This window comes from Enterococcus sp. AN402, from assembly GCF_040719405.1.
In the GTDB taxonomy this organism is placed as follows: Bacteria; Bacillota; Bacilli; order Lactobacillales; family Enterococcaceae; genus Enterococcus; species Enterococcus faecalis.
On record NZ_JBFDTM010000004.1, the window covers coordinates 2660001 to 2680580 of the forward strand.

19 protein-coding genes (1 of these 19 cut by a window edge) are annotated in these 20580 nt (G+C 40.7%); 18 read left to right on the top strand and 1 reads right to left on the bottom strand.

Annotation, left to right across the window (positions count from 1 at the left end; genetic code table 11):
- Positions 1 to 431, bottom strand: the 5' portion of a protein-coding gene (locus AB1I62_RS14395) for a MurR/RpiR family transcriptional regulator (RefSeq protein WP_002354705.1). The gene continues 427 nt to the left of window position 1, outside the view; only the first 431 of its 858 coding nucleotides appear in the window; it begins with the start codon at positions 429 to 431; the stop codon falls past the left edge of the window.
- 145 nt (positions 432 to 576) lie between these two features.
- Between AB1I62_RS14395 and AB1I62_RS14400 the strand changes: the two genes are divergently transcribed.
- The 18 genes from AB1I62_RS14400 to folP all read left to right on the top strand — a co-directional run bounded on the left by AB1I62_RS14400 (position 577) and on the right by folP (position 20365).
- Entirely contained in the window at positions 577 to 1884 is a 1308-nt protein-coding gene (locus AB1I62_RS14400; protein ID WP_367019372.1) for a PTS transporter subunit EIIC, read from the top strand.
- Positions 1862 to 3091, top strand: coding sequence for an aminotransferase class I/II-fold pyridoxal phosphate-dependent enzyme (locus AB1I62_RS14405; RefSeq protein WP_048737488.1), 1230 nt, complete (start codon positions 1862 to 1864; stop codon positions 3089 to 3091). Before AB1I62_RS14400 ends, AB1I62_RS14405 begins: the two co-directional genes overlap by 23 nt.
- A 203-nt stretch (positions 3092 to 3294) precedes the next feature.
- Positions 3295 to 3762, top strand: coding sequence for a CtsR family transcriptional regulator (locus tag AB1I62_RS14410; RefSeq protein WP_002354715.1), 468 nt, complete (start codon positions 3295 to 3297; stop codon positions 3760 to 3762).
- 2 nt (positions 3763 to 3764) lie between these two features.
- Entirely contained in the window at positions 3765 to 6260 is a 2496-nt protein-coding gene (locus AB1I62_RS14415) for an ATP-dependent Clp protease ATP-binding subunit (protein WP_367019373.1), read from the top strand.
- Between the two features lie 133 nt (positions 6261 to 6393).
- Positions 6394 to 7428 carry an FUSC family protein gene (locus tag AB1I62_RS14420; RefSeq protein WP_113848605.1) on the top strand — a complete coding sequence of 345 codons (1035 nt, stop codon included), beginning with the start codon at positions 6394 to 6396 and terminating at the stop codon, positions 7426 to 7428.
- 178 nt (positions 7429 to 7606) lie between these two features.
- Positions 7607 to 8527 (top strand): peptidase U32 family protein, encoded by a 921-nt coding sequence (locus AB1I62_RS14425; RefSeq protein ID WP_002354722.1) that lies wholly within the window; start codon positions 7607 to 7609, stop codon positions 8525 to 8527.
- A gap of 27 nt (positions 8528 to 8554) precedes the next feature.
- The gene (locus tag AB1I62_RS14430) at positions 8555 to 9802 is read left to right on the top strand and encodes a U32 family peptidase (RefSeq protein ID WP_002368523.1); all 1248 of its coding nucleotides are present in this window, start codon (positions 8555 to 8557) and stop codon (positions 9800 to 9802) included.
- Between the two features lie 23 nt (positions 9803 to 9825).
- The gene (locus AB1I62_RS14435) at positions 9826 to 11388 is read left to right on the top strand and encodes a PucR family transcriptional regulator (protein ID WP_002354724.1); all 1563 of its coding nucleotides are present in this window, start codon (positions 9826 to 9828) and stop codon (positions 11386 to 11388) included.
- A 135-nt stretch (positions 11389 to 11523) separates the two neighbouring features.
- Positions 11524 to 12798: a cytosine permease gene (locus AB1I62_RS14440; protein ID WP_367019374.1), complete on the top strand. Its 1275-nt coding sequence runs from the start codon at positions 11524 to 11526 to the stop codon at positions 12796 to 12798.
- Between the two features lie 19 nt (positions 12799 to 12817).
- Positions 12818 to 13912, top strand: coding sequence for a DUF917 domain-containing protein (locus AB1I62_RS14445; RefSeq protein WP_104859306.1), 1095 nt, complete (start codon positions 12818 to 12820; stop codon positions 13910 to 13912).
- Positions 13913 to 15466 (top strand): hydantoinase/oxoprolinase N-terminal domain-containing protein, encoded by a 1554-nt coding sequence (locus AB1I62_RS14450; protein WP_104859307.1) that lies wholly within the window; start codon positions 13913 to 13915, stop codon positions 15464 to 15466.
- Between the two features lie 74 nt (positions 15467 to 15540).
- Complete coding sequence (locus AB1I62_RS14455) at positions 15541 to 15939, top strand: hypothetical protein (protein WP_002375430.1); 399 nt, start codon at positions 15541 to 15543, stop codon at positions 15937 to 15939.
- A gap of 86 nt (positions 15940 to 16025) precedes the next feature.
- A complete protein-coding gene (gor, locus tag AB1I62_RS14460; protein WP_002354732.1) occupies positions 16026 to 17375 on the top strand; it encodes a glutathione-disulfide reductase in 1350 nt (449 codons plus the stop codon).
- Positions 17376 to 17572: 197 nt separating this feature from the next.
- Positions 17573 to 17935 (top strand): dihydroneopterin aldolase, encoded by a 363-nt coding sequence (folB, locus tag AB1I62_RS14465; RefSeq protein ID WP_002354733.1) that lies wholly within the window; start codon positions 17573 to 17575, stop codon positions 17933 to 17935.
- Complete coding sequence (gene folK / locus AB1I62_RS14470) at positions 17936 to 18421, top strand: 2-amino-4-hydroxy-6-hydroxymethyldihydropteridine diphosphokinase (RefSeq protein WP_002365443.1); 486 nt, start codon at positions 17936 to 17938, stop codon at positions 18419 to 18421.
- Positions 18415 to 18984, top strand: coding sequence for a GTP cyclohydrolase I FolE (gene folE / locus AB1I62_RS14475; RefSeq protein ID WP_002381007.1), 570 nt, complete (start codon positions 18415 to 18417; stop codon positions 18982 to 18984). Before folK ends, folE begins: the two co-directional genes overlap by 7 nt.
- Before the next feature lie 3 nt (positions 18985 to 18987).
- The gene (locus tag AB1I62_RS14480; RefSeq protein ID WP_002354736.1) at positions 18988 to 19581 is read left to right on the top strand and encodes a non-canonical purine NTP pyrophosphatase; all 594 of its coding nucleotides are present in this window, start codon (positions 18988 to 18990) and stop codon (positions 19579 to 19581) included.
- On the top strand, positions 19574 to 20365 hold the full coding sequence (gene folP, locus AB1I62_RS14485; protein ID WP_002386219.1) for a dihydropteroate synthase: 792 nt from the start codon (positions 19574 to 19576) through the stop codon (positions 20363 to 20365). Before AB1I62_RS14480 ends, folP begins: the two co-directional genes overlap by 8 nt.
- Positions 20366 to 20580: the final 215 nt, after the last annotated feature.

A 20580-nucleotide genomic window follows, 5' to 3' on the forward strand; every position in this document is an offset into this window, starting at 1 on the left:
CTGACCCCCACTGCTAAAATATTTTCAGCGGTTAAAAGTAAATCAATGCTTTTATTTAACATGGCCTCGGTTAATAACTGTTGGGTGGATTGAACAGTTTCAGTCGTTAACTGCGCAATTTTCTTGGCAATTAGTAAATCAGAATCTTGCGCTAAAAAAGGCATATTCGCATCAACATTCCGGATTGCTTGGTAGTGAATTTCTAAGTCGCGGGACAAGCGGATTTTAAATTCTTTGAAACCGCTAGTTTCTGTTTTTTTACACAAACGAACAATCGTGGAAGTTGAAGAGTTGGTGGCTTCTGCTAGTTCATAAATCGACATATGCAGGACTCGTTCAGTATGAGATAAAATAAAATCAATAATTAGCCCTTCGTTATATGTATAGCGTTCTTTTTGTTCTAAACATTCGATTAGATTCAATGGGTTCACCTCTCTGTGGTACTTTGTTTCGCTTTCAGTATACCTTAAGCGTATGAATTATGAAACATAGTTACAGAATCAGTTAGTTGTATTTACATCAGAAAGCGGTTTCTTTATGATGAGGATATCACAAAGGATTAAGGAGAGAAGTGAAATGGATAAGTTAACAAACTGGGTGGAGCAAGCCGTAGTGCCTAAAATTTCAAGGATTACAAGTTTACGTTATTTTCAAGCCTTAAGAAATGGTTTTTTTGCAATTATGCCGTTAACAATTATTGGGTCGATTTTTATGTTGATTACAGATTTTCCAGTAGCAGGGTATGGCGATTTTATGGCTGGAATTTTCGGTGCAGGTTGGGCGGATATGATTTCACCAGCTTATCGAGCGACTTTCAACATGATGGGAATTATTTTTGCTGGGACGATGTCCTATAAATTGGCGGAAAGTTACGAAATGGATCGTTTAACTTCATTAATTTTAGGAATTGTTGCTTACGTAGTCGTTTTACCGAAAACGGTGATCACAGAATCTGGCGAAGTTGTGACGAAAGTTTTATCGTTTGATTGGTTAGGAACGCAAGGGGTGATTACGGCCATTATTATGTCAATTCTTTCGGTTGAATTGACTCGTTTCTGTATTAAGAAAAAATTAGTCATCAAAATCCCTGAAAGCGTGCCTTCTATGGTGAGCCAAGCTTTTAGTGCATTGATTCCTGGGATTTTTGTGGTAGCGGTGGCTTTATTGATTAATGGGATTGGGCTTTCGTTTGCGGATTCCTTCCCGCAATTAATTTATGCGGTGATTCAAGCGCCACTGCAAGGTTTAATCGGAACCCCTTTTGCAATTATTATTGTGGCTGGCTTAAATGGACTGTTCTGGTGGTTTGGAATTCATCCAACTGTCATCAATTCCATGCTATATCCTATTTTGTATGCGAATGCAGACAAAAACCAAAGCTTAGCGGAATTAGGACAATTAACTGCTCAAAGTGGCAACTTTGGCACGGTCCAAATGCTCGATCAATTTGCCACAATTGGAGGCGCTGGTTGCACGATTGGCTTGGCTATTGCAATGGCCATCGTCGGACATTCATCTAGAATGAAAGCCATGTCGAAAATTTCGTTTGTTCCAGCATTTTTCAACATTAATGAACCCTTGATTTTTGGACTCCCAGTTATTTTTAACCCTTTATTATTGATTCCGATTGCGGTCGCGCCGATTGTATCGGTCTTGATTGCCTTTCTGTCAATGAAAATTGGGTTCATGCCAATGTTTACAAACATTCAAGCACCATGGGCTACGCCCTTTCTGTTTTCGGGCTTTTTAGTGGGAAAATGGCAAGGTGCAGTGACGCAAGTTTTAGCTGTTGCGGCTAGTGTCGTTATTTATTATCCATTTGTAAAAGCCTTAGATCGACAATATCAAAAAGAAGAAGCCCATGAAGTACCAGAAACATTGTAGAGAAAGAGGAGTGAAGGAAATGCATGTTGAGAATGATGAAAATATTTGCTGTGAAGTGGAAAAAGGAATGGAAAAAATGTATCATCCGATGGTGCCCGAGTTGGTTCAAACCTCTTCCTTTTATTTTCCAACTTACGAAGAATTTATGGCAGCGAGTATAGATGAAAAAAATAATTATGTTTACACACGTGGCACCAACCCCACAACAGAAATTTTAGAGAAAAAAATTGCTCGTTTGGAACGTGGAGAAAAATGTAAAGTTTTTGCCTCAGGAATGGGCGCTATTTCGGCAACGCTGTTTACGTTGCTCCAACAAGGTGATCATGTTTTAATGGTCAATACAATTTATGGAGAATCTGTTTCGTTTGTGCAATATTTAGAGAAATTTGGCGTATCCTTGACCAAAGTAGACGTTGCAGAAACAGAAGAACTTTTTCAATTTGTTCAGGAAAACACCAAAGTCATTTACTTTGAAAGTCCGTCCTCACAAAAGTTTGAACTGCTAGATTTAGAAAAAATAACTGCGTTAGCACAAAAAATTGGCGCATACACTGTCATTGATAACACGTGGGCGTCACCGTTATTTCAGCATCCTTTATGCCATAATGTGGACCTGGTGATTCATTCTTGTTCCAAATATATTGGTGGTCATTCGGATATTGTAGCAGGGGCTGTCATTGGCAAAGCAGCGCTTGTGGATCAAATTTTTGAACATGGTCATCAAGCATTAGGCGCAGTCAATAGTCCCTTCAATTCTTGGTTAGCGTTACGAGGTATTCGTACCATGCCCGTTCGGTTGGCGCATCAGTCTCAAGCCATCCAAACGGTGCTGTCGGCTTTGCAAAAGGATCCGCGAATCAGTCGATTATATCATCCTTTTGTAGGGAATCAACAACAACAAGCGTTAGCAGAAAAATATTTAACAGGTTATGGCTCATTGTTTGCGATTGATTTAAAAGATACCGATTTTGAACGTTTGAAAACATTTGTGAACGCATTGACGCTGGTCACAATTGGGGTCAGTTGGGGTGGCTTTGAAAGTTTGGCCTTGCCTGTATTTAAAGGCAATAACTTGGCGGCTCTTCAGAAAAGAGGCTTGTCACCAGCGCACATTCGCATGTACGTTGGTTTGGAAGAGCCAACATCTATTATCGAAGATATTCAGCAAGCCTTGGATCAAGCCTACGGCGAAGAAACGCTTTTGTGAGACATTAAGGCGGAGCCATTGTCTGCCTGTAATTCAATAACATATTTTCAATTTTAGGAGGGGAACTTAAGTCAGTTTGACTGAGGTTGCTCCTCCTGTTTTGCATTTTTTTATTAAAGTCAAAGCGTTCCTCTTTATTTAATAGGCAAAGTTCGATATAATAATGGTCAATATTAGTCAAGAGAGAAGAAGGATGGAAGACTATGAGTAATCAAAATACGTCAGATTTAATCGAGGCTTATTTAAAAAAGATTTTAGAAGAAAGTAATAAAATTGAAATCCGTCGGGCGGAAATGGCTAATTTATTTAATTGCGTTCCTTCACAAATTAACTATGTAATTAATACACGTTTTACCATCCAACGAGGCTACGCAGTTGAAAGTAAACGTGGTGGAGGCGGCTATATTCGCATTGTCAAAGTACAAATTTCAGATAACGATCAATTACTAAAACAAATGGATCAATTGATTGGCGCAACCTTAACAGAAAAAGATGCGCTAACATTTATTCAAACATTGTATGAAGAAGAAGTGATTACGAAAAAGGAAGGCAATTTAATGCTAGCTGCTTTAAGTAAAAGCACATTGAATGGTCTGGGGAATCACGAAGATTTTCTAAGAGCTCAAATAATGCGTTCATTTTTAGAGCGCTTGAGCTATGAGGAGGAATAACTATGGATGAACTATTTACAGAAAGTGCGAAAGCCGTACTGGCGATTGCCCAAGAAGAAGCGAAGTATTTTCGTCATCAATCCGTCGGTTCTGAGCATTTATTATTAGCACTCGTTTTAGAACCGAATGGGATTGCCGGAAAAACATTACGACAATTGAATACTGACACAGAAGACATCCGTGAAGAAATTGAGCATTTAAGTGGCTATGGCACCATGCAAAGTCCAATGGGGAATAACAACTTATACTTATCTTATTCACCAAGAGCCAAACAAATCTTTGCCTATGCTGGAGATGAAGCGAAGCGCTTAGGGGCTCAAAAGATTGGTACCGAGCATTTATTATTAGGCTTGTTAAGAGACGAAGAAATTTTAGCGTCTAGAATTTTAGTGAATTTAGGATTAAGCTTATCCAAAATGCGTCAATTATTATTGAAAAAAATGGGCGTTTCCGAACCCAATGGCGCACAACGTCGTCGGAATGGTCAAAATAAAAATGCGCCACAAGGGACGCCAACATTGGATTCTTTAGCAAGAGATTTAACCAAGTTAGCACGAGAACAAAGTTTGGATCCAGTAGTTGGTCGCGGGACCGAAGTTCGTCGTTTGATTCAAATTTTGAGTCGCCGTACCAAAAACAATCCTGTCTTAGTCGGTGAACCAGGTGTTGGGAAAACAGCGATAGCAGAAGGGTTAGCCCAGAAAATTGTCAACCGGGAAGTCCCTGAAGATATGCAAGGCAAACGTTTAATGATGCTAGACATGGGTGCCTTGGTTGCTGGAACTAAATATCGAGGTGAGTTCGAAGATCGCTTGAAAAAAGTTGTCGATGAAATTTATCAAGATGGACAAGTCATTTTATTTATTGACGAATTGCATACCTTGATCGGTGCTGGCGGTGCAGAAGGGGCGATCGATGCTTCAAATATTTTAAAACCTGCTTTAGCACGTGGTGAGTTGCAAACAATTGGTGCGACAACTCTGGATGAATACCAAAAATATATTGAAAAAGATGCCGCTTTGGAACGTCGTTTTGCCCGTATTCAAGTAGCAGAACCGACGCCAGAAGAAGCAGAAGAAATTCTAAAAGGCTTGCGTTCACGCTATGAAAAACATCATGGCGTAGAAATTACAGATGAAGCTCTACATGCGGCAGTTCAATTATCGATTCGCTATTTAAATGACCGCCAATTACCAGATAAAGCAATTGATTTAATGGACGAATCTGCAGCAAAAGTTCGTTTAGATAAGGCAGATCAGCCTTCAGAAATTAATGAATTGCGTACCGAAATTTCTCAATTAATTACGGAAAAAGAAGAGGCCATTCAAAACCAATCATTTGAAAGTGCCGCTCGGATTCGTCAAAAAGAAAAACAAGTAATGGAAAAACTAGAAGAATTGATTGCAGTGAAAGAAAAAAGTCTGTCTGGTTACAGTACGCAAGTAACAGAAGAAGACGTGGCTGGGGTTGTTTCACAATGGACAGGCGTTCCTTTGCAGCAGCTAGAGAAGAAAGAAAGCGAACGATTGATGGAATTAGAAACCATTTTACATCAACGGGTCGTTGGCCAAAATGAAGCAGTTGAAGCTGTTTCACGCGCTATCCGTCGTGCGCGTAGTGGCTTGAAAGACCCAGCAAGACCGATTGGTTCCTTCATGTTCTTAGGACCAACAGGGGTTGGGAAAACAGAACTTGCCAAAGCCTTAGCCGAAGCGATGTTTGGCAGCGAAGAAGCTTTGATTCGCGTGGACATGTCTGAGTTTATGGAAAAATACAGCACTAGCCGTTTAATCGGTTCTCCTCCAGGTTATGTCGGCTACGAAGAAGGCGGCCAACTAACTGAAAAAATTCGTCAACGTCCTTATTCCGTTATTTTGCTAGATGAAGTAGAAAAAGCCCATCCAGATGTCTTTAATATTTTATTACAAGTCTTAGATGATGGCCATTTAACGGATGCCAAAGGACGAAAAGTCGATTTCCGTAACACGATTTTAATCATGACCTCCAATTTAGGGGCAACAGCGATTCGTGAAGAAAAACATGTTGGCTTCAATGTGAAAGACATTTCTAAAAATCATGAATTAATGCAAAAACGAATCATGGAAGAATTGAAAAAAGCCTTCCGTCCAGAATTCTTAAACCGAATTGATGAAACGGTTGTATTCCATTCCTTGAAACAAGAGGAAATTCATGAAATCGTGAAAATTATGAGTCAATCTGTCGTGAAACGGATGGCCGAACAAGAGGTTAAAGTGAAAATCACACCAGCTGCAATTGAAGTTATTGGTAAAGTTGGGTTTGATCCAGAATATGGCGCACGTCCAATTCGTCGGGCCTTGCAAAAAGAAGTGGAAGATCGTTTAAGTGAAGCCCTTCTTTCTGGTCAAATTCAGTTAGGGGATAAAGTAACTTTAGGCGCTAGCAAAGGCAAAATCACGTTAAATGTGCGGGCACCAAAAGCACCAAAGACAGAAGCGAAAGAATTACAAACTGTATAGATGAGATGCGAAGTCTGGTACAAAAACCATTTAGGGTTTTTATGCCAGGCTTTTCTATTTTCCAGTGGCGATTTCTTTTTGAGAATTGCCAGATTGATTTTTCTGTGCTACGTTAATAAGGAGGGGTGATGGAATGGAACAATCTTTTTTTCGAGAATTACTACATTATCAACGTCCAAAGGATAATCCTTTTCGACTAGTGTTTGCTGGCTTGGTTATGTTCAGCATTCTTTTTTTGGGCTATATCAATCATCAATTATTGATTTCAAGCTTTGGCTCGTTAGGTATTTTTACTTTTTTATATTATCAGCCGCTACCATTAAAACAGTTAATGACTCGTTTATCTGTGGTCGGTAGTTACCTTTTTTTAGGAAATTTGTTAGGCATGTTATCGACCCATATTGCATGGCTCATTCCCATTGTTGTTGCAATGGTCGGTTTTGGTGGCCGCTTTTTCTTTGAAGTTTACGATATTTCAAAACCAGGAGCCTTCTTTGGTGTGATGGTGACAGCGATGGGTGCCAGTACGAGCATTCCGCTAGCAAAAATTCCGTTCATGAGTGGCTGTATGTTATTAGGCATTGGCTTTTCCATTTTGTTTGCACTAGTGTTGCATTTTACAGAGAAGGAAATCAGTGCCCCGCTAGCTAAGCGATCATTACGGGAACGAATTTATCGGCATCCAGAAGCACCATTAGATAGCATATATTATAGCTTTGTTTTATTTTTTGCTGTATATATCAGCGAAAGTTTACATTTACAAAATCCGTATTGGTTAGTCGTTTCCTGTGCATCCATTCTACAAGGAGACAATTTACGTGCGATTAAGCAGCGAAATATTCAGCGAATTTTTGGCACAACGATTGGATTGGTTATTTCCGCTTTTCTGCTTAATTTAGCTTTGACAACTTTTGAATCGATTGTCGTGATTACAATCTTATTTGTGACCGTTGAGTATTTTATTCGTCGTAATTATGGATTGGCGCAATTTTTCACAACGCCTATGGCTCTGATGCTTTCATTGCTCGTTCGTCAGCAGTACGTGATAACGTTGATTCAATTCCGCTTTTTGGGGATTGTTTTAGGCAGCTTGTTAGGCTTAGCAGCAGCGTGGCTATTCACCGTTGTAGTAACGTTTTATGAACGAAAATATCACTTGAACGAGTGACCAAAGAACAGATGACCAGTAATTAAAAAAGAGCATTTGGTAGGTAAGCGGATGGCGCTTTTCTACCAAAATTTTTTCGGAAACATTGTGAAAAATGTACGTTTAATACAGATAGGCTCTTTTAAAGTTTGTGAACGTATGATACTATTAAACGGTCATAAAGAAGGAGGCTATATTTATGATTGAACTGATTGCAACTGCAGAATCTGTTGAGCAGGCTGTAGAATTACTCGCAACAGGTGTGGATACATTATATATTGGAGAAGAAACATTCGGGTTACGTTTGCCCGTATCTTTTACACGAGATGAACAACGCGAGATTGTGAAACGTGCACATGAAATGGGCAAACAAGTGCTAGTTGCAGTAAATGGCATTATGCACCCTGAAAAAATGAAATTAGTCCCAGAGTATCTGACATTTTTAAAAGAAATCAACGTCGATAAAATTACTTTGGGTGATCCGGGTATTGTGTTTATTATGCAACGAGATGGATTAGAAATTCCTTACGTTTATGATGGCGAAACCTTGGTAACGAGCTCACGTCAAATCAATTTTTGGAGTAAACGAGGAGCCATCGGAGCTGTCCTAGCTCGGGAAGTACCTTTTGAAGAAATGGTCGCAATGGAAGAAAACTTAGCAGTTCCAGCTGAAATTCTTGTCTATGGGGCGACCTGTATTCATCAATCGAAACGCCCATTAATTCAAAATTACTACAATTACACAAAGAACGACAAAGGGGTTACGAAAGACGAAGGGCTGTTTATTTCTGAACCCAAAAAACCAGAAACCCACTATTCCATTTATGAAGATAGTCATGGTACGCATATTTTTGCCAATAACGATGTGAACTTGATGAATGAGTTAACAAACTTGTATGACCATCACTATCGTACATGGAAGCTCGATGGCCTTTACACGCCAGGTGAAAATTTTGTCGCGATTGCTCGCTTATTTGCTGAAGCGAAAGCAGCACTTGAAGCGGGAACTTGGTCAGAAGATCAAGCAGCTCATGCAACAGCTGAAATTGAAAAATTACATCCAACAGGTCGTGGCTTAGACAATGGTTTCTTTGATTTAAGTGCCGATGCAATAAAATAAATTGATTCATTTAAGGGGAAGAAGAACATGAAAGTAATGACAGAACGAACATTGAAGCGTCCCGAGGTGTTGGCTCCAGCCGGGACGCTAGAAAAACTAAAAGTCGCAATTCGTTACGGTGCCGATGCCGTTTATATCGGAGGGAATGCCTACGGTCTGCGTAGCCGCGCAGGAAATTTCACGCCAGAAGAAATGGCGGAAGGCGTAGCCTTTGCCCGCGAACATAATGCGAAAGTTTATGTCGCTGCCAATATGGTCACTCATGAAGGAAACCAGGAAGGGGCAGGAGCGTTTTTCAGAGAATTGCGAGACATCGGAATTTCAGCTGTGATTGTTTCCGATCCAGCTTTAATCGAAATTTGTGCGACAGAAGCACCAGGTTTACCCATCCATTTATCGACACAAGCTTCAGCAACCAACTATGAAACATTAGAATTTTGGAAAAATGAAGGCTTAGAACGTGTGGTTTTAGCGCGCGAAGTTTCAATGGAGGAAGTTGCAGCGATTCGTGAAAATACGGACATTGAAATTGAAGCCTTTATTCATGGAGCAATGTGTATTTCATATTCAGGACGTTGTACTTTATCCAACCATATGTCGATGCGGGATGCCAATCGTGGCGGTTGCTCTCAATCTTGTCGTTGGAAATACGAGTTATTTGATATGCCTTTTGGGACAGAACGTCGGAGCAAAACCAGCGAAGGGGAAGTTGAAGAAGAGTTTTCAATGAGCGCCGTAGATATGTCTATGATTGAACATATTCCAGAATTAATTGAAAATGGTGTCGATAGTTTTAAAATTGAAGGCCGCATGAAATCCATTCACTATGTTTCGACAGTCGCTAATGTGTATAAAAAAGCCGTCGATTCTTACATGGAAGACCCTGAAAACTATGTCTGCCAACAAGAGTGGATTGATGAATTATGGAAAGTAGCACAACGTGAATTAGCAACTGGTTTTTATTACAATACACCAAGTGAAAATGAACAATTATTCGGCGAACGTCGTAAAATTCCACAATATAAATTTGTTGGTGAAGTGATTGCGTACAACGAAAAGACGCAAGTCGCAACGATTCGTCAACGGAACCTTTTCAGTGTCGGCGATGAAATTGAATTTTATGGTCCCGGGTTTACCCATTTCCACCAAACCGTTAAAGAGATGTATAATGAAGACGGTGAAGCGATCGATCGGGCACCTAATCCCATGATGTTATTAACAATGGAAGTGACGCAACCTGTTGCAGTCGGCGATATGATTCGTAAGAAAAAATAAACCAGCCAAAAGGAGGAGTAATTATGAGTGTCCGCGTGAATGATTTATTAAAATTACCGTCTTTGCGAGAAGCGACGGTACTTTCTGGTAAAAACCAATTGGACACATCTGTTGCTTCTCTTTCTTTTTTAGAAGTCTCTGATATGTCTTTGTTTTCGGAAAAACTTCACAAAACAAATGAATACCATGCTGGCGAAATTTTGATTGGTTCATTTTGTGCCATTCGTCATGATGTGGTGAAGCAATGCGAAACGATTCGGCATCTCCATGAATTAGGCGAAGTAGGCCTAATCTTGTACTACGTTGGGATTATCGTACCGAAAGTTGCAGAGGAAGTGATTCAATTAGCGGATTCTTTAGGTTTCATTTTAATCCAAATGCCTAAAAATGATCCCACATTACGCTACAACGAAGTCATTTATGAAGTCATGAAATTGTTAGTCAATAAAAATAAAATGGCTTCTTTTGCAACGGACCTCTTGGAAAAAGTTTCCCTTTTGCCTGAACAAAACCGCAGTGTGGAAATGACCTTGAAAATCCTATCCGATTTTTTAAAAGTCAATATTGCGTTAACCACCTATACCAATGAAATCATCAGCACCATCAATTGGCCGCGAAGCACGAAATTACCCTTAACCAAGTTACTTTATCAATCACAAGAGAAAGTAGCGCTGGGAGAAACGACCTACTTCATTACCTCGCAAAAACTTCCTCAGAAAGATGGACAAACATTGAAGCTTTACTTCATTCGAGAAGAAGAGCAGTTAACCTCTTTTGAGATGAATCAAGCGGTGGAAGTCGTTCAGATGGCTCTGAATTTATGGGGGAAAAACTATGACGAAGTCAGTGAGTATGCCTTAGTCCAAGCAATCATTAACGATGAAAGTGATAAGATGTACCAATTAGCCAAAAAATTAATGATTGATATTTCTTCTGTCGAAACGATGTGGCTTTTGCCTATTTGGCAACAAGGACAAGAAATCCACGCTATTCAGCAAGATTTGAAAGATTTCCTACGTTACTATTACCAAACAACGATTGTCCAGCAAACAGAAAATTACCTGATTGTTCTCTTAGGTAATTATTTACACAAACAGCCTGAAGCCACGATTAGTAAAGAATACTTGCAAGCCACAGACTATCAGGACTATTTAGGTGAAATCATCCTTTGTCCGAAAGTTCGTAACACGACTGAAGTGCGTGTCAGCTACCAAACCGCTAATCAAGTCGCGCCGTTTTTAAAGCGCGTCTATCCACAAAGAAAAGTGTTATCAATCGCGGAAATTCGTACAGTTCAACAAATGATGACGTGTCTCCAAGCAGGAGAAGAAGCAATCCAACAACGCTTAGCAGTTATCCAACCTCTCTTAAAAGAATCAGAGCAGTTAATGACATTAGGGACGTTTTTACTAGATGCAAGTAGTGATTTTAAAGAATGCGGCGAACGCCTATTTGTTCATAAAAATACGGTCAAATATCGTATCAGTAAAATTAATGAAGCGCTCGGCTATGATATGACTAACGCCGCCGAAGCCTATGAAGTCTATTTGGCGATGATCTTATATCGCTTGGTCACGAATGAATGAAAAAAGCAGACAATCGGCAGTAGCCGATTTGTCTGCTTTTTTATTTTAAGCCAAAACTTCCTCGATATTTTTTTTCAATTTGAAAAAGACCTATGACTGATTTTTCGTTATAATTGAAAAAATAATTAAGGAGGAATGAGAATGAAATTAAAAAACGAGCAACAACAATCGTGGCTTAGCTTAGCATTTGTTTGGGCGGGCGCAATGATTAGCGTGCCAGGATTAATTATTGGAGGAACGTTAGTTGCAGGCATGCCTTTAAGGGAAGCTTTGTTAACAGGATTTATTGGTTACGGTATTATTGTTATTTTAATGATTTTACAAGGAATTCAAAGTTCCGACTTACAAGAACCTTCTGTCAAAGTCGCTTCTCAAGTGTTTGGCATTCAAGGTTCGCAAAAGATTATTTCCATTATTCTAGCGATTGCTTGCTTAGGTTGGTTTGGTTTGCAAGCCAATGTCAGCGGCGGCGCCTTCACGAACTTTTTAAAAATTTACGGCATTGATTTACCTGTGTCGCTTTCTTCCTTAATCTGGGGAATTATCATGCTTATTTCGGCTCTTTATGGCATAAAAATATTGAAAATTCTGAATTATTTTGCGGTTCCTGTGTTAGTTCTGGTTTGTCTTTATGGCTTGGTGGCTTCGTTAAGAAACAACGGTTGGGAAGCTGTTAGTCAATATACACCTCAAACAGCAGGAAGCTTTATGTCAGGTCTTTCAATGACTGTCGGTTCTTTTGCATTAGGCGCAGTAATTGCTGGAGATTACTCTCAATATGTTTCTTCTCGTAAAGATGTGGTTAAAGCGGCCACCTTAGGGATTTTACCGACAGGCTTGTTGATGATTGGCGTTGGTGCGGTCTTGACCATTGCTTCGAACACCGCAGATATCACGGAAGTTTTTATGAATCTCGGTTTTCCAGTTTTAGGAATTATTGCGCTAATTTTAGCAACTTGGACCACGAATGCCGTGAATGCTTTTTCTGGCGGACTGGCCTTGATTAATGTCTTTGATATTCCAAAAGAAAAAGAAAAAGTCGCTGTCGGTGCGGCCGGCGCCATTGGAACCTTATTAGCAGTCGTGGGGATTTTAAATTACTTTACGCCGATTATGTCTGTCCTTTCTGCGATGGTTCCACCAGTGGCTGGTGTAATGATTGCTGCCTATTGGTTGATTAACAAAGGTGATCGAACCAAATGGCAGCCAACGCCTGGCGTGAATAAATTAGGTGTTTTTTCATGGCTAATTGGTGCTGCAGTGGGGGGCATTCCGGTGATTATGAGTTTCTTTCCCAATGCCCCTCAATTGCCTAACCAACCGCTAATTGGCATTGTTTTATCGTTTGTTATTTATTATTTCGGTGCAAAACGTCAACAGACGAACACCGAATCATTAGAAATGGAATGAAGAAGAGGAGTGTCGGAGAATGCGTTATTTAGATGCAGAAGCAATTGAGAATATAGCTACAGGAGCAGCTTTTTTAGGGACAGGAGGTGGCGGTGATCCCTACATTGGTAAAATGATGGCTTTGTCCGCCATCGAAGAAAACGGACCTGTCAAACTGGTTTCTCCAGAAGAAATTGCCGCGGAGGATTTTTTCCTACCAGCCGCAATGATGGGTGCCCCATCTGTCGCAATTGAAAAATTTCCCAAAGGCGACGAATTCGTCCGTGTCTTTGAGAAGTTAGGAAAATATTTAGACCAAGAAACGATTGCGGGGACCTTTCCAATGGAAGCTGGGGGCGTCAATTCAATGATTCCAATTGTTGTTGCAGCGAAGCTAGGCATTCTCTTGGTGGATTGTGATGGTATGGGTCGGGCCTTTCCAGAATTGCCTATGGTAACGTTCCATTTGAATGGGATGTCAGCGACCCCTATGGCAATTACCGATGAAAAAGGAAATATTGGTATTATGGAAACGATTGATAATACTTGGACAGAACGTCTTGCTCGTGTTCAAACGGTTGAAATGGGCGCCAGTGCTTTAGTGAGCATTTATCCCGCGACAGGCAAACAATTACAAGACTATGGTATTCACAACATCGTGACATTATCAGAAGAAATTGGCAAAGTGATTCGAGGTACCTATGCGGATGAACAAGAAAAACGCCAAGCATTAGTAGAAGTTACGGATGGGTTTGAATTGTTCCAAGGAAAAATTCTAGATGTGGAACGAGAAGTAAAAGGTGGCTTCAATTTGGGACGTGTCAAATTGAGTGGCTTAAACAGTGATGCTGGTTCAGAAGCAGTCGTCCATTTTCAAAATGAAAATTTAATTGCCGAGAAAGATGGTCAGGTAATTGCGATGACGCCTGATTTGATTTGTATGGTAGATTTAGAAACTTTAACGCCTGTGACAACAGAAAGCTTGAAATACGGCAAACGTGTCCAAGTAATGGGTTTGAAAGCGAATGCCGCTTGGCGAACGAAAAAAGGTATCGAAACAGTGGGTCCTCGGTATTTCGGCTACGAAATGGATTATCAACCACTAGAAAACTTAGTAGCGAAGGAGGACAAATAAATGTATAAAATCGGTATCGATGTCGGCGGCACAAATACAGATGCTGTTATTTTAGATCATCAATTAAACTTGATTCATTCAGTGAAAGTTCCAACAACCGATGATATTCAAACAGGGATTGCCGGTGCCTTAAATAAAGTCTTGGCAGAATCAGCAGTGGACCCAACTAAAGTCACACATGCAATGTTGGGCACGACCCAATGTACGAATGCCATTGTTGAGCGAAAAAAATTAGCGAAAGTTGGGGTCCTTCGTTTGGGCTATCCAGCAACCGCTTCGGTCTTGCCTTACACAGCTTGGCCTAAGGATTTAGTGGCCACTCTTTCAGAAACGTATGCTTTAGCACATGGCGGCTACGAATATGATGGACAACCATTGACTGCACTGGACGAAGAAGAATTACGTGGGATTTTGGCCTCTTGGCGAGGAGAAGTAGAGGCAATCGCAGTAATTGGCGTTTTTTCTTCTTTAAAAAATGACCAAGAATTGTTTGTTCAAGCACTTGCGAAGGAAGTGTTAGGGGCAGATGTTCCTGTATCTTGCTCCTCAATGATTGGGTCTGTCGGTTTAATTGAACGGGAAAATGCGACAATTTTGAATGCTGCGTTGCACAAAGTAATTAAAGTGACCAGCGAAGGCTTTGAACAAGCCTTAGAACAAGAAAAAATTCATCACGCCCAAGTGTACTTATGTCAAAATGATGGTACGTTAATGTCGTTAACGTATGCCAAACAGTTTCCTATTTTAACCATTGCTTGTGGACCAACAAATAGTATTCGTGGCGCTTCTTACTTAGCTGGTTTGAAAGATGCGGTTGTTTTAGATGTTGGTGGCACAACGTCAGACATTGGCGTGTTAGTGGATGGCTTTCCAAGAGAATCTTCACTGGCCGTTGATGTTGGCGGAGTACGGACCAATTTTAGAATGCCAGATATCGTGTCAATCGGTGTCGGCGGCGGCAGTCTAGTGCGTGAACAACCAGATGGTTCTGTGACAGTTGGCCCCGACAGTGTCGGCTACCGTATTACACAAGAGGCCCTTGTTTTTGGCGGCACACAATTAACGACCACTGATATTGCGGTTCGCTTAGGTCATGCCCAAATCGGTGATCCTAGTAAAGTGGCTCATTTAGACCAAGCGTTTGCGGAAAAAGTGTACCAAAAAATTGGCGAATTAGTCAGTGAAGCGATTGATCGCATGAAAACCAGTTCCGCAGACGTGACGGTCGTTTTAGTTGGTGGTGGGAGTATTATCATCCCCGAAGAATTGACAGGCGTTAAAGCGCTAATTCGCAACGGAAACGGGGCAGTGGCGAATGCCATCGGTGCCTCTATCGCTCAGATTAGCGGACAATATGAACAAATTTATGTCTATTCAAAAATCCAACGAGACGCGGCGTTGGCCGATGCCCAAGAAAAAGCCGTTCAACAAGCCGAACTTGCGGGTGCAGTTCCTGGCACAATCGAGTTAGTCGAGGTGGAAGAAACACCACTCGCCTATCATCCAGAAAATGCAACCCGCTTACGAGTAAAAGTGGTTGGGAACATGTATTAAAAGAAAGGAAATCCTCTGGCATATGAGGGTTTCCTTTTTGTGCTATAGTAAAAGAAAAAGAAGGAGGAATAACTATGGCTAAATTATTCGCCTACCAAATTGGTCAAAACCCACGTATTCAAACGGACCTTTTGGTAGATCCTCAGCTGTTTGAAGATGAGCATGGCTGTGCGGGGGGTGTGGGCTTCGGGTTAGCCGATTGTGTTCAAACCGGAATGTTTACAGATATTGAAGTGATAAAACGGTATCTTCACGAAGCAACCTACGTTTTTATTAATGGTGACTTTGACCGACTAAGTTATTTAGAAATTGGGATTGCACTTTCCTTAGGCAAAACACTTTACGTCATTACAATGAATCCAAACGTAACGAAAGAAGATTTAGGAATTCCCTTCGACAATGCTACGATTGAATTCCTTTCCCCCAGTGCTTTTACGGAACGAATCCATGAAACAGAAGCAGCAGAAAACTAAACAAAAGTAAGTAATACGACTGTCTTTTTTTGCTATTTTTTGCGATAATAAAGGAGAAAGTTCAAATTGAAAGGGAGCCAGAATAAATGAAAACCTATGATTATATTGTTATTGGTGGCGGTAGTGGCGGGATTGCTTCTGCTAACCGCGCAGGAATGCACGGAGCCAACGTCCTTTTAATTGAGGGCAACGAAATTGGTGGGACCTGTGTCAACGTTGGTTGTGTGCCTAAAAAAGTCATGTGGCAAGCCAGCAGCATGATGGAAATGATGGAAAGAGACACAGCAGGCTACGGGTTTGATGTTGAAATCAAAAATTTTAGCTTTAAACAATTAGTTGAAAATCGTGAAAAATATATCGACTTCTTACATGGTGCGTATAATCGTGGTTTAGACAGTAACAACATTGAACGTATCCATGGTTACGCTACGTTTACTGGGGAGCAAACAATTGAAGTCAATGGAACAGAATATACGGCGCCGCACATTTTAATCGCGACAGGTGGTCGTCCGAAAAAACTAGGTATTCCAGGAGAAGAATATGCCTTAGATTCAAACGGCTTCTTTGCGTTAGAAGAAATGCCAAAACGTGTGGTCTTTGTCGGTGCGGGTTACATCGCAGCCGAATTAGCAGGAACCTTACATGGCTTAGGCGCAGAAACACATTGGGCCTTCCGTCATGAACGACCATTACGAAGCTTTGATGACATGCTTTCTGAAAAAGTCGTAGAACGCTATCAAGAAATGGGCATGCAAATTCATCCGAATGCAACACCAGCTAAAATTGAAAAAACGGCGCAGAATGAGTACGTTATTACATTTGAAAATGGTGAATCAATCACGACAGATGCCGTGATTTTCGGGACAGGCCGTCAGCCGAACACGGATCAATTAGGCTTAGAAAATACGAAAGTAGCCCTTGATGAAAAAGGCTACGTCAAAGTAGATAAATTCCAAAATACCACGCAAAATGGCATCTACGCAGTCGGCGATGTCATTGGGAAAATCGACTTAACGCCAGTCGCGATTGCCGCTGGTCGGCGCCTGTCTGAACGCTTATTTAACGGACAAACCGATTTATATTTGGATTATAACTTGGTACCAACGGTGGTCTTTACCCATCCACCAGTTGCGACAATTGGTTTGACGGAAAAAGCAGCGCTTGAAGAATATGGTGAAGACCAAGTGAAAATCTATCGCTCTAGCTTTACGCCAATGTATTTCGCTTTAGGAGAATACCGTCAAAAATGCGACATGAAATTAATCTGTGTCGGCAAAGAAGAAAAAATTGTCGGTTTGCATGGCATCGGCATCGGTGTTGACGAAATGCTACAAGGCTTTGCAGTCGCTATTAAAATGGGCGCGACCAAAGCAGATTTTGATAATACTGTTGCGATTCATCCAACAGGCTCAGAAGAATTTGTAACAATGCGATAAAAGACGAATAACCCCCGAAAAAGAGCGTTGCATCAGCAACGCTCTTTTTTGAATACACGAGTTATACTATTTGATTCATAAAAAGTAATTTTTTATATCATACCAATAACCACTTTTCCATCTTTTAACTACTGACTTTTCCAAGAAATATGCTATGATTAAAAAAATCAGCAAAACAGAGGGTAGGGAGTTAGAGGATGGATAAAATTAGAATCAACAACTTGAAATTTTTCACAAAAAATGGTGTTTTGGCAGAAGAAAAACGTCTAGGGCAGCAAGTAGAAATCGACCTTGAAATGCAGTTGTCGCTAGCCGAGGCAGGGCGAACAGATGATGTCACTCAAACTGTCAATTATGCCGAAGTGAATGAATTGATTGCCCAACGAGTAAACAATCACTCGTACGATTTAATCGAAGGGTTAGCGAGTGCTATTTTAGATGATATTTCCGCAGATTATCAAGAACAATTGAACAAAATTATCATTAAAATTAGAAAATATAGTGTGCCGATGCCCGGCCTTTTTGACAATATTGAAATTGAAATGGAGCGAGAAGTATAGATGATTGGCTATGTAGCATTAGGTAGTAACGTCGGCGATCCGTACGCAAATTTAGTGAAAGCCCGCAATTATTTAAACGAAGACCCGCAGATTCAGGTCGTGGCTTCTTCAAAACTTTATGAAACGGATCCTTACGGCTATACAGACCAAGATGATTTTTTGAACGCCGTATTGAAAATTGATACTAGCTATACCGCTGAAGAATTACTGGCTGTTACCCAAGGAATTGAACAAGCGATGAAACGTAAAAAATTAATTCACTGGGGTCCGCGGATTATTGATATTGATATTTTATTATTAGGGGAACAGTCAGTCACGTTGCCCCACTTACAAGTTCCTCATCAAGAATTAACAAAACGGTCATTTGTTTTGATTCCCTTAAGTGATGTTTACGCAGAGGAACAACTATTGGGCGCGCCAATAGCTACATGGATTCAGCGCAGTGGCAATCAAGAAGAAGTGCGAGTAAGCGAAAAGGAATGGTAGAGATGGAGCAGGAAAAACAAGCGCAAATTGAGCAGGCAGTTACCACAATCTTAGAAGCAGTGGGGGAAGATACTCAACGGTCAGGACTCATTGATACACCCAAACGTGTAGCTAAAATGTATGCAGAAGTTTTTAGTGGATTAACCGAACCTGAATTTGACGATTATAAATTATTTGATAGCTTAAATGAAGGCGAAATGGTTTTAGTAAAAGATATTGCCTTTTATTCAATGTGTGAACACCATTTATTGCCATTTTATGGAAAAGTACATGTCGCTTATCTGCCAGAAGGTGGCAAAGTATTGGGACTAAGCAAGTTACCAAGATTAGTAGAACATTGTGCCAAACGTCCCACAGTTCAAGAAGATTTAACAGTGACAATTGCCCGCAAACTCCAAGAAAATATTCCCGTCAAAGGCATTGCAGTAGCCATTGAAGCGGAACATATGTGTATGACGATGCGCGGCGTGAAAACACCACAAAGTAGCACCAAAACATTTCAATTTACCGGACTATTTAAAGAACAAGAGTGGAAAAATCAATTTTTAATGGAGATACGTTAGAAAATGGAAATCATTGTTGGCACGAATAACCAAGGTAAGTTAAAAGAAATGCAATCAGGACTTAAGGACCCCGCTATTCAACTTGTCTCTTATCGAAAGTATACAACCAGTCAAGAACAACCTGCAGAAACTGGCACTACGTATGCTGAAAATGCTTATCTAAAAGCTCGCTTTTTCCAACAATTAATTGGCCGCCCAGTGTTAGGTGATGATGGCGGCTTAACGTTAACTGCTTTTCCTGATTTATTAGGTATTCATACAAGCCGTTTTTTCCATTCAGCCAATCCGGAAGAACAGAACCGCGAACTGTTGCACTTATTTGAAGGGCAACAGTCGACCCGCGAGTTAACCTTATCAGCCACGTTGGTCTATGTACTCGATGACGACAAACTGTTGCAAACGGAAGCCACTTTGACTGGTGAATTAGTTGAACCGCGCGGTACAGGTGGTTATGGTTTTGACCCGATTATTTATTTACCAGACCGAGGCAAAACCTTAGCGGAGTTGTCCACGAGTGAACGAATGAAGATAAGTCCTAGAATGCGGGCCTTACGAAAGATGATTCAGCAGATAAAGGAGCAATGTGACAATGATTGATTTAAAAAAGAATTACCAAATTATGGGGATTGTCAACACGACCCCCGACTCTTTTTCTGATGGCGGTAGCTACACAACGGTCGACGTGGCCTATCAACATGCGCTTCATTTACTAGAAGCGGGGGCCGATATTTTAGACATTGGCGGCCAATCCACACGTCCTGGCTACGAAGAAGTTTCTCCACAAGTTGAGGCAGACCGAGTATTACCGTTAATAAAAAAAATACGTGAGACTTCTCTAGCGCCGATTTCTGTGGACACCTACTATCCCGAAGTAGCGGAAGCCGCGATCCAAGCTGGCGCCACAATGATTAATGACATCAAAGGATTAGACACTCCGGGGATGGCAGAAGTCCTCGCGCAATATCCTGAAATCCAAGTTGTGATTATGCATTCTAGAAAACGCCAATCTCTTTCTTTAAAAGAAGAGTTACACCAATTTTATACAGAAAAAATTGAACAATGCCAAAAATACGGCCTTTCCTTAGAAAAAATTTGTTTCGATCCAGGGATCGGCTTTCATAAAACTGTCGCAGAAAACCTTCAACTGTTAAAAGATCCTAACGCCTTTCGCTACCAAGATTATCCGTTACTATACGGCGTTTCTCGCAAACGAACCATTGGCGCTTTAACGAACGAACCAGAACCAGCCAACCGTGATTTTGGTTCAGCCGCTGCTTCCTTGTATGCAGCACAACAAGGCGTAGAAATTTTACGTGTTCATAATGTCCAAGGCTTAAAACAAACATTTGATGTCTGGCGAGCATTGTCGGAGAAGGAGTAAAGGTAGACCAATAGACTAAACAGACCGACCATCTTTTTTGATGGTCGGTCTGTTTAGTCTATTGCTAAAATCAGTAATAAAAAATAAACCTGTCATAACTTTTACCGAAGGTTGATTATAATTAAAGATGACGTCTTAAACGTTCGCAACCTAATAAACGGCAGAAACAGAACCAACGCCTTCGGAACTAATTGGTTCTGTCCTGACCTCTTCAT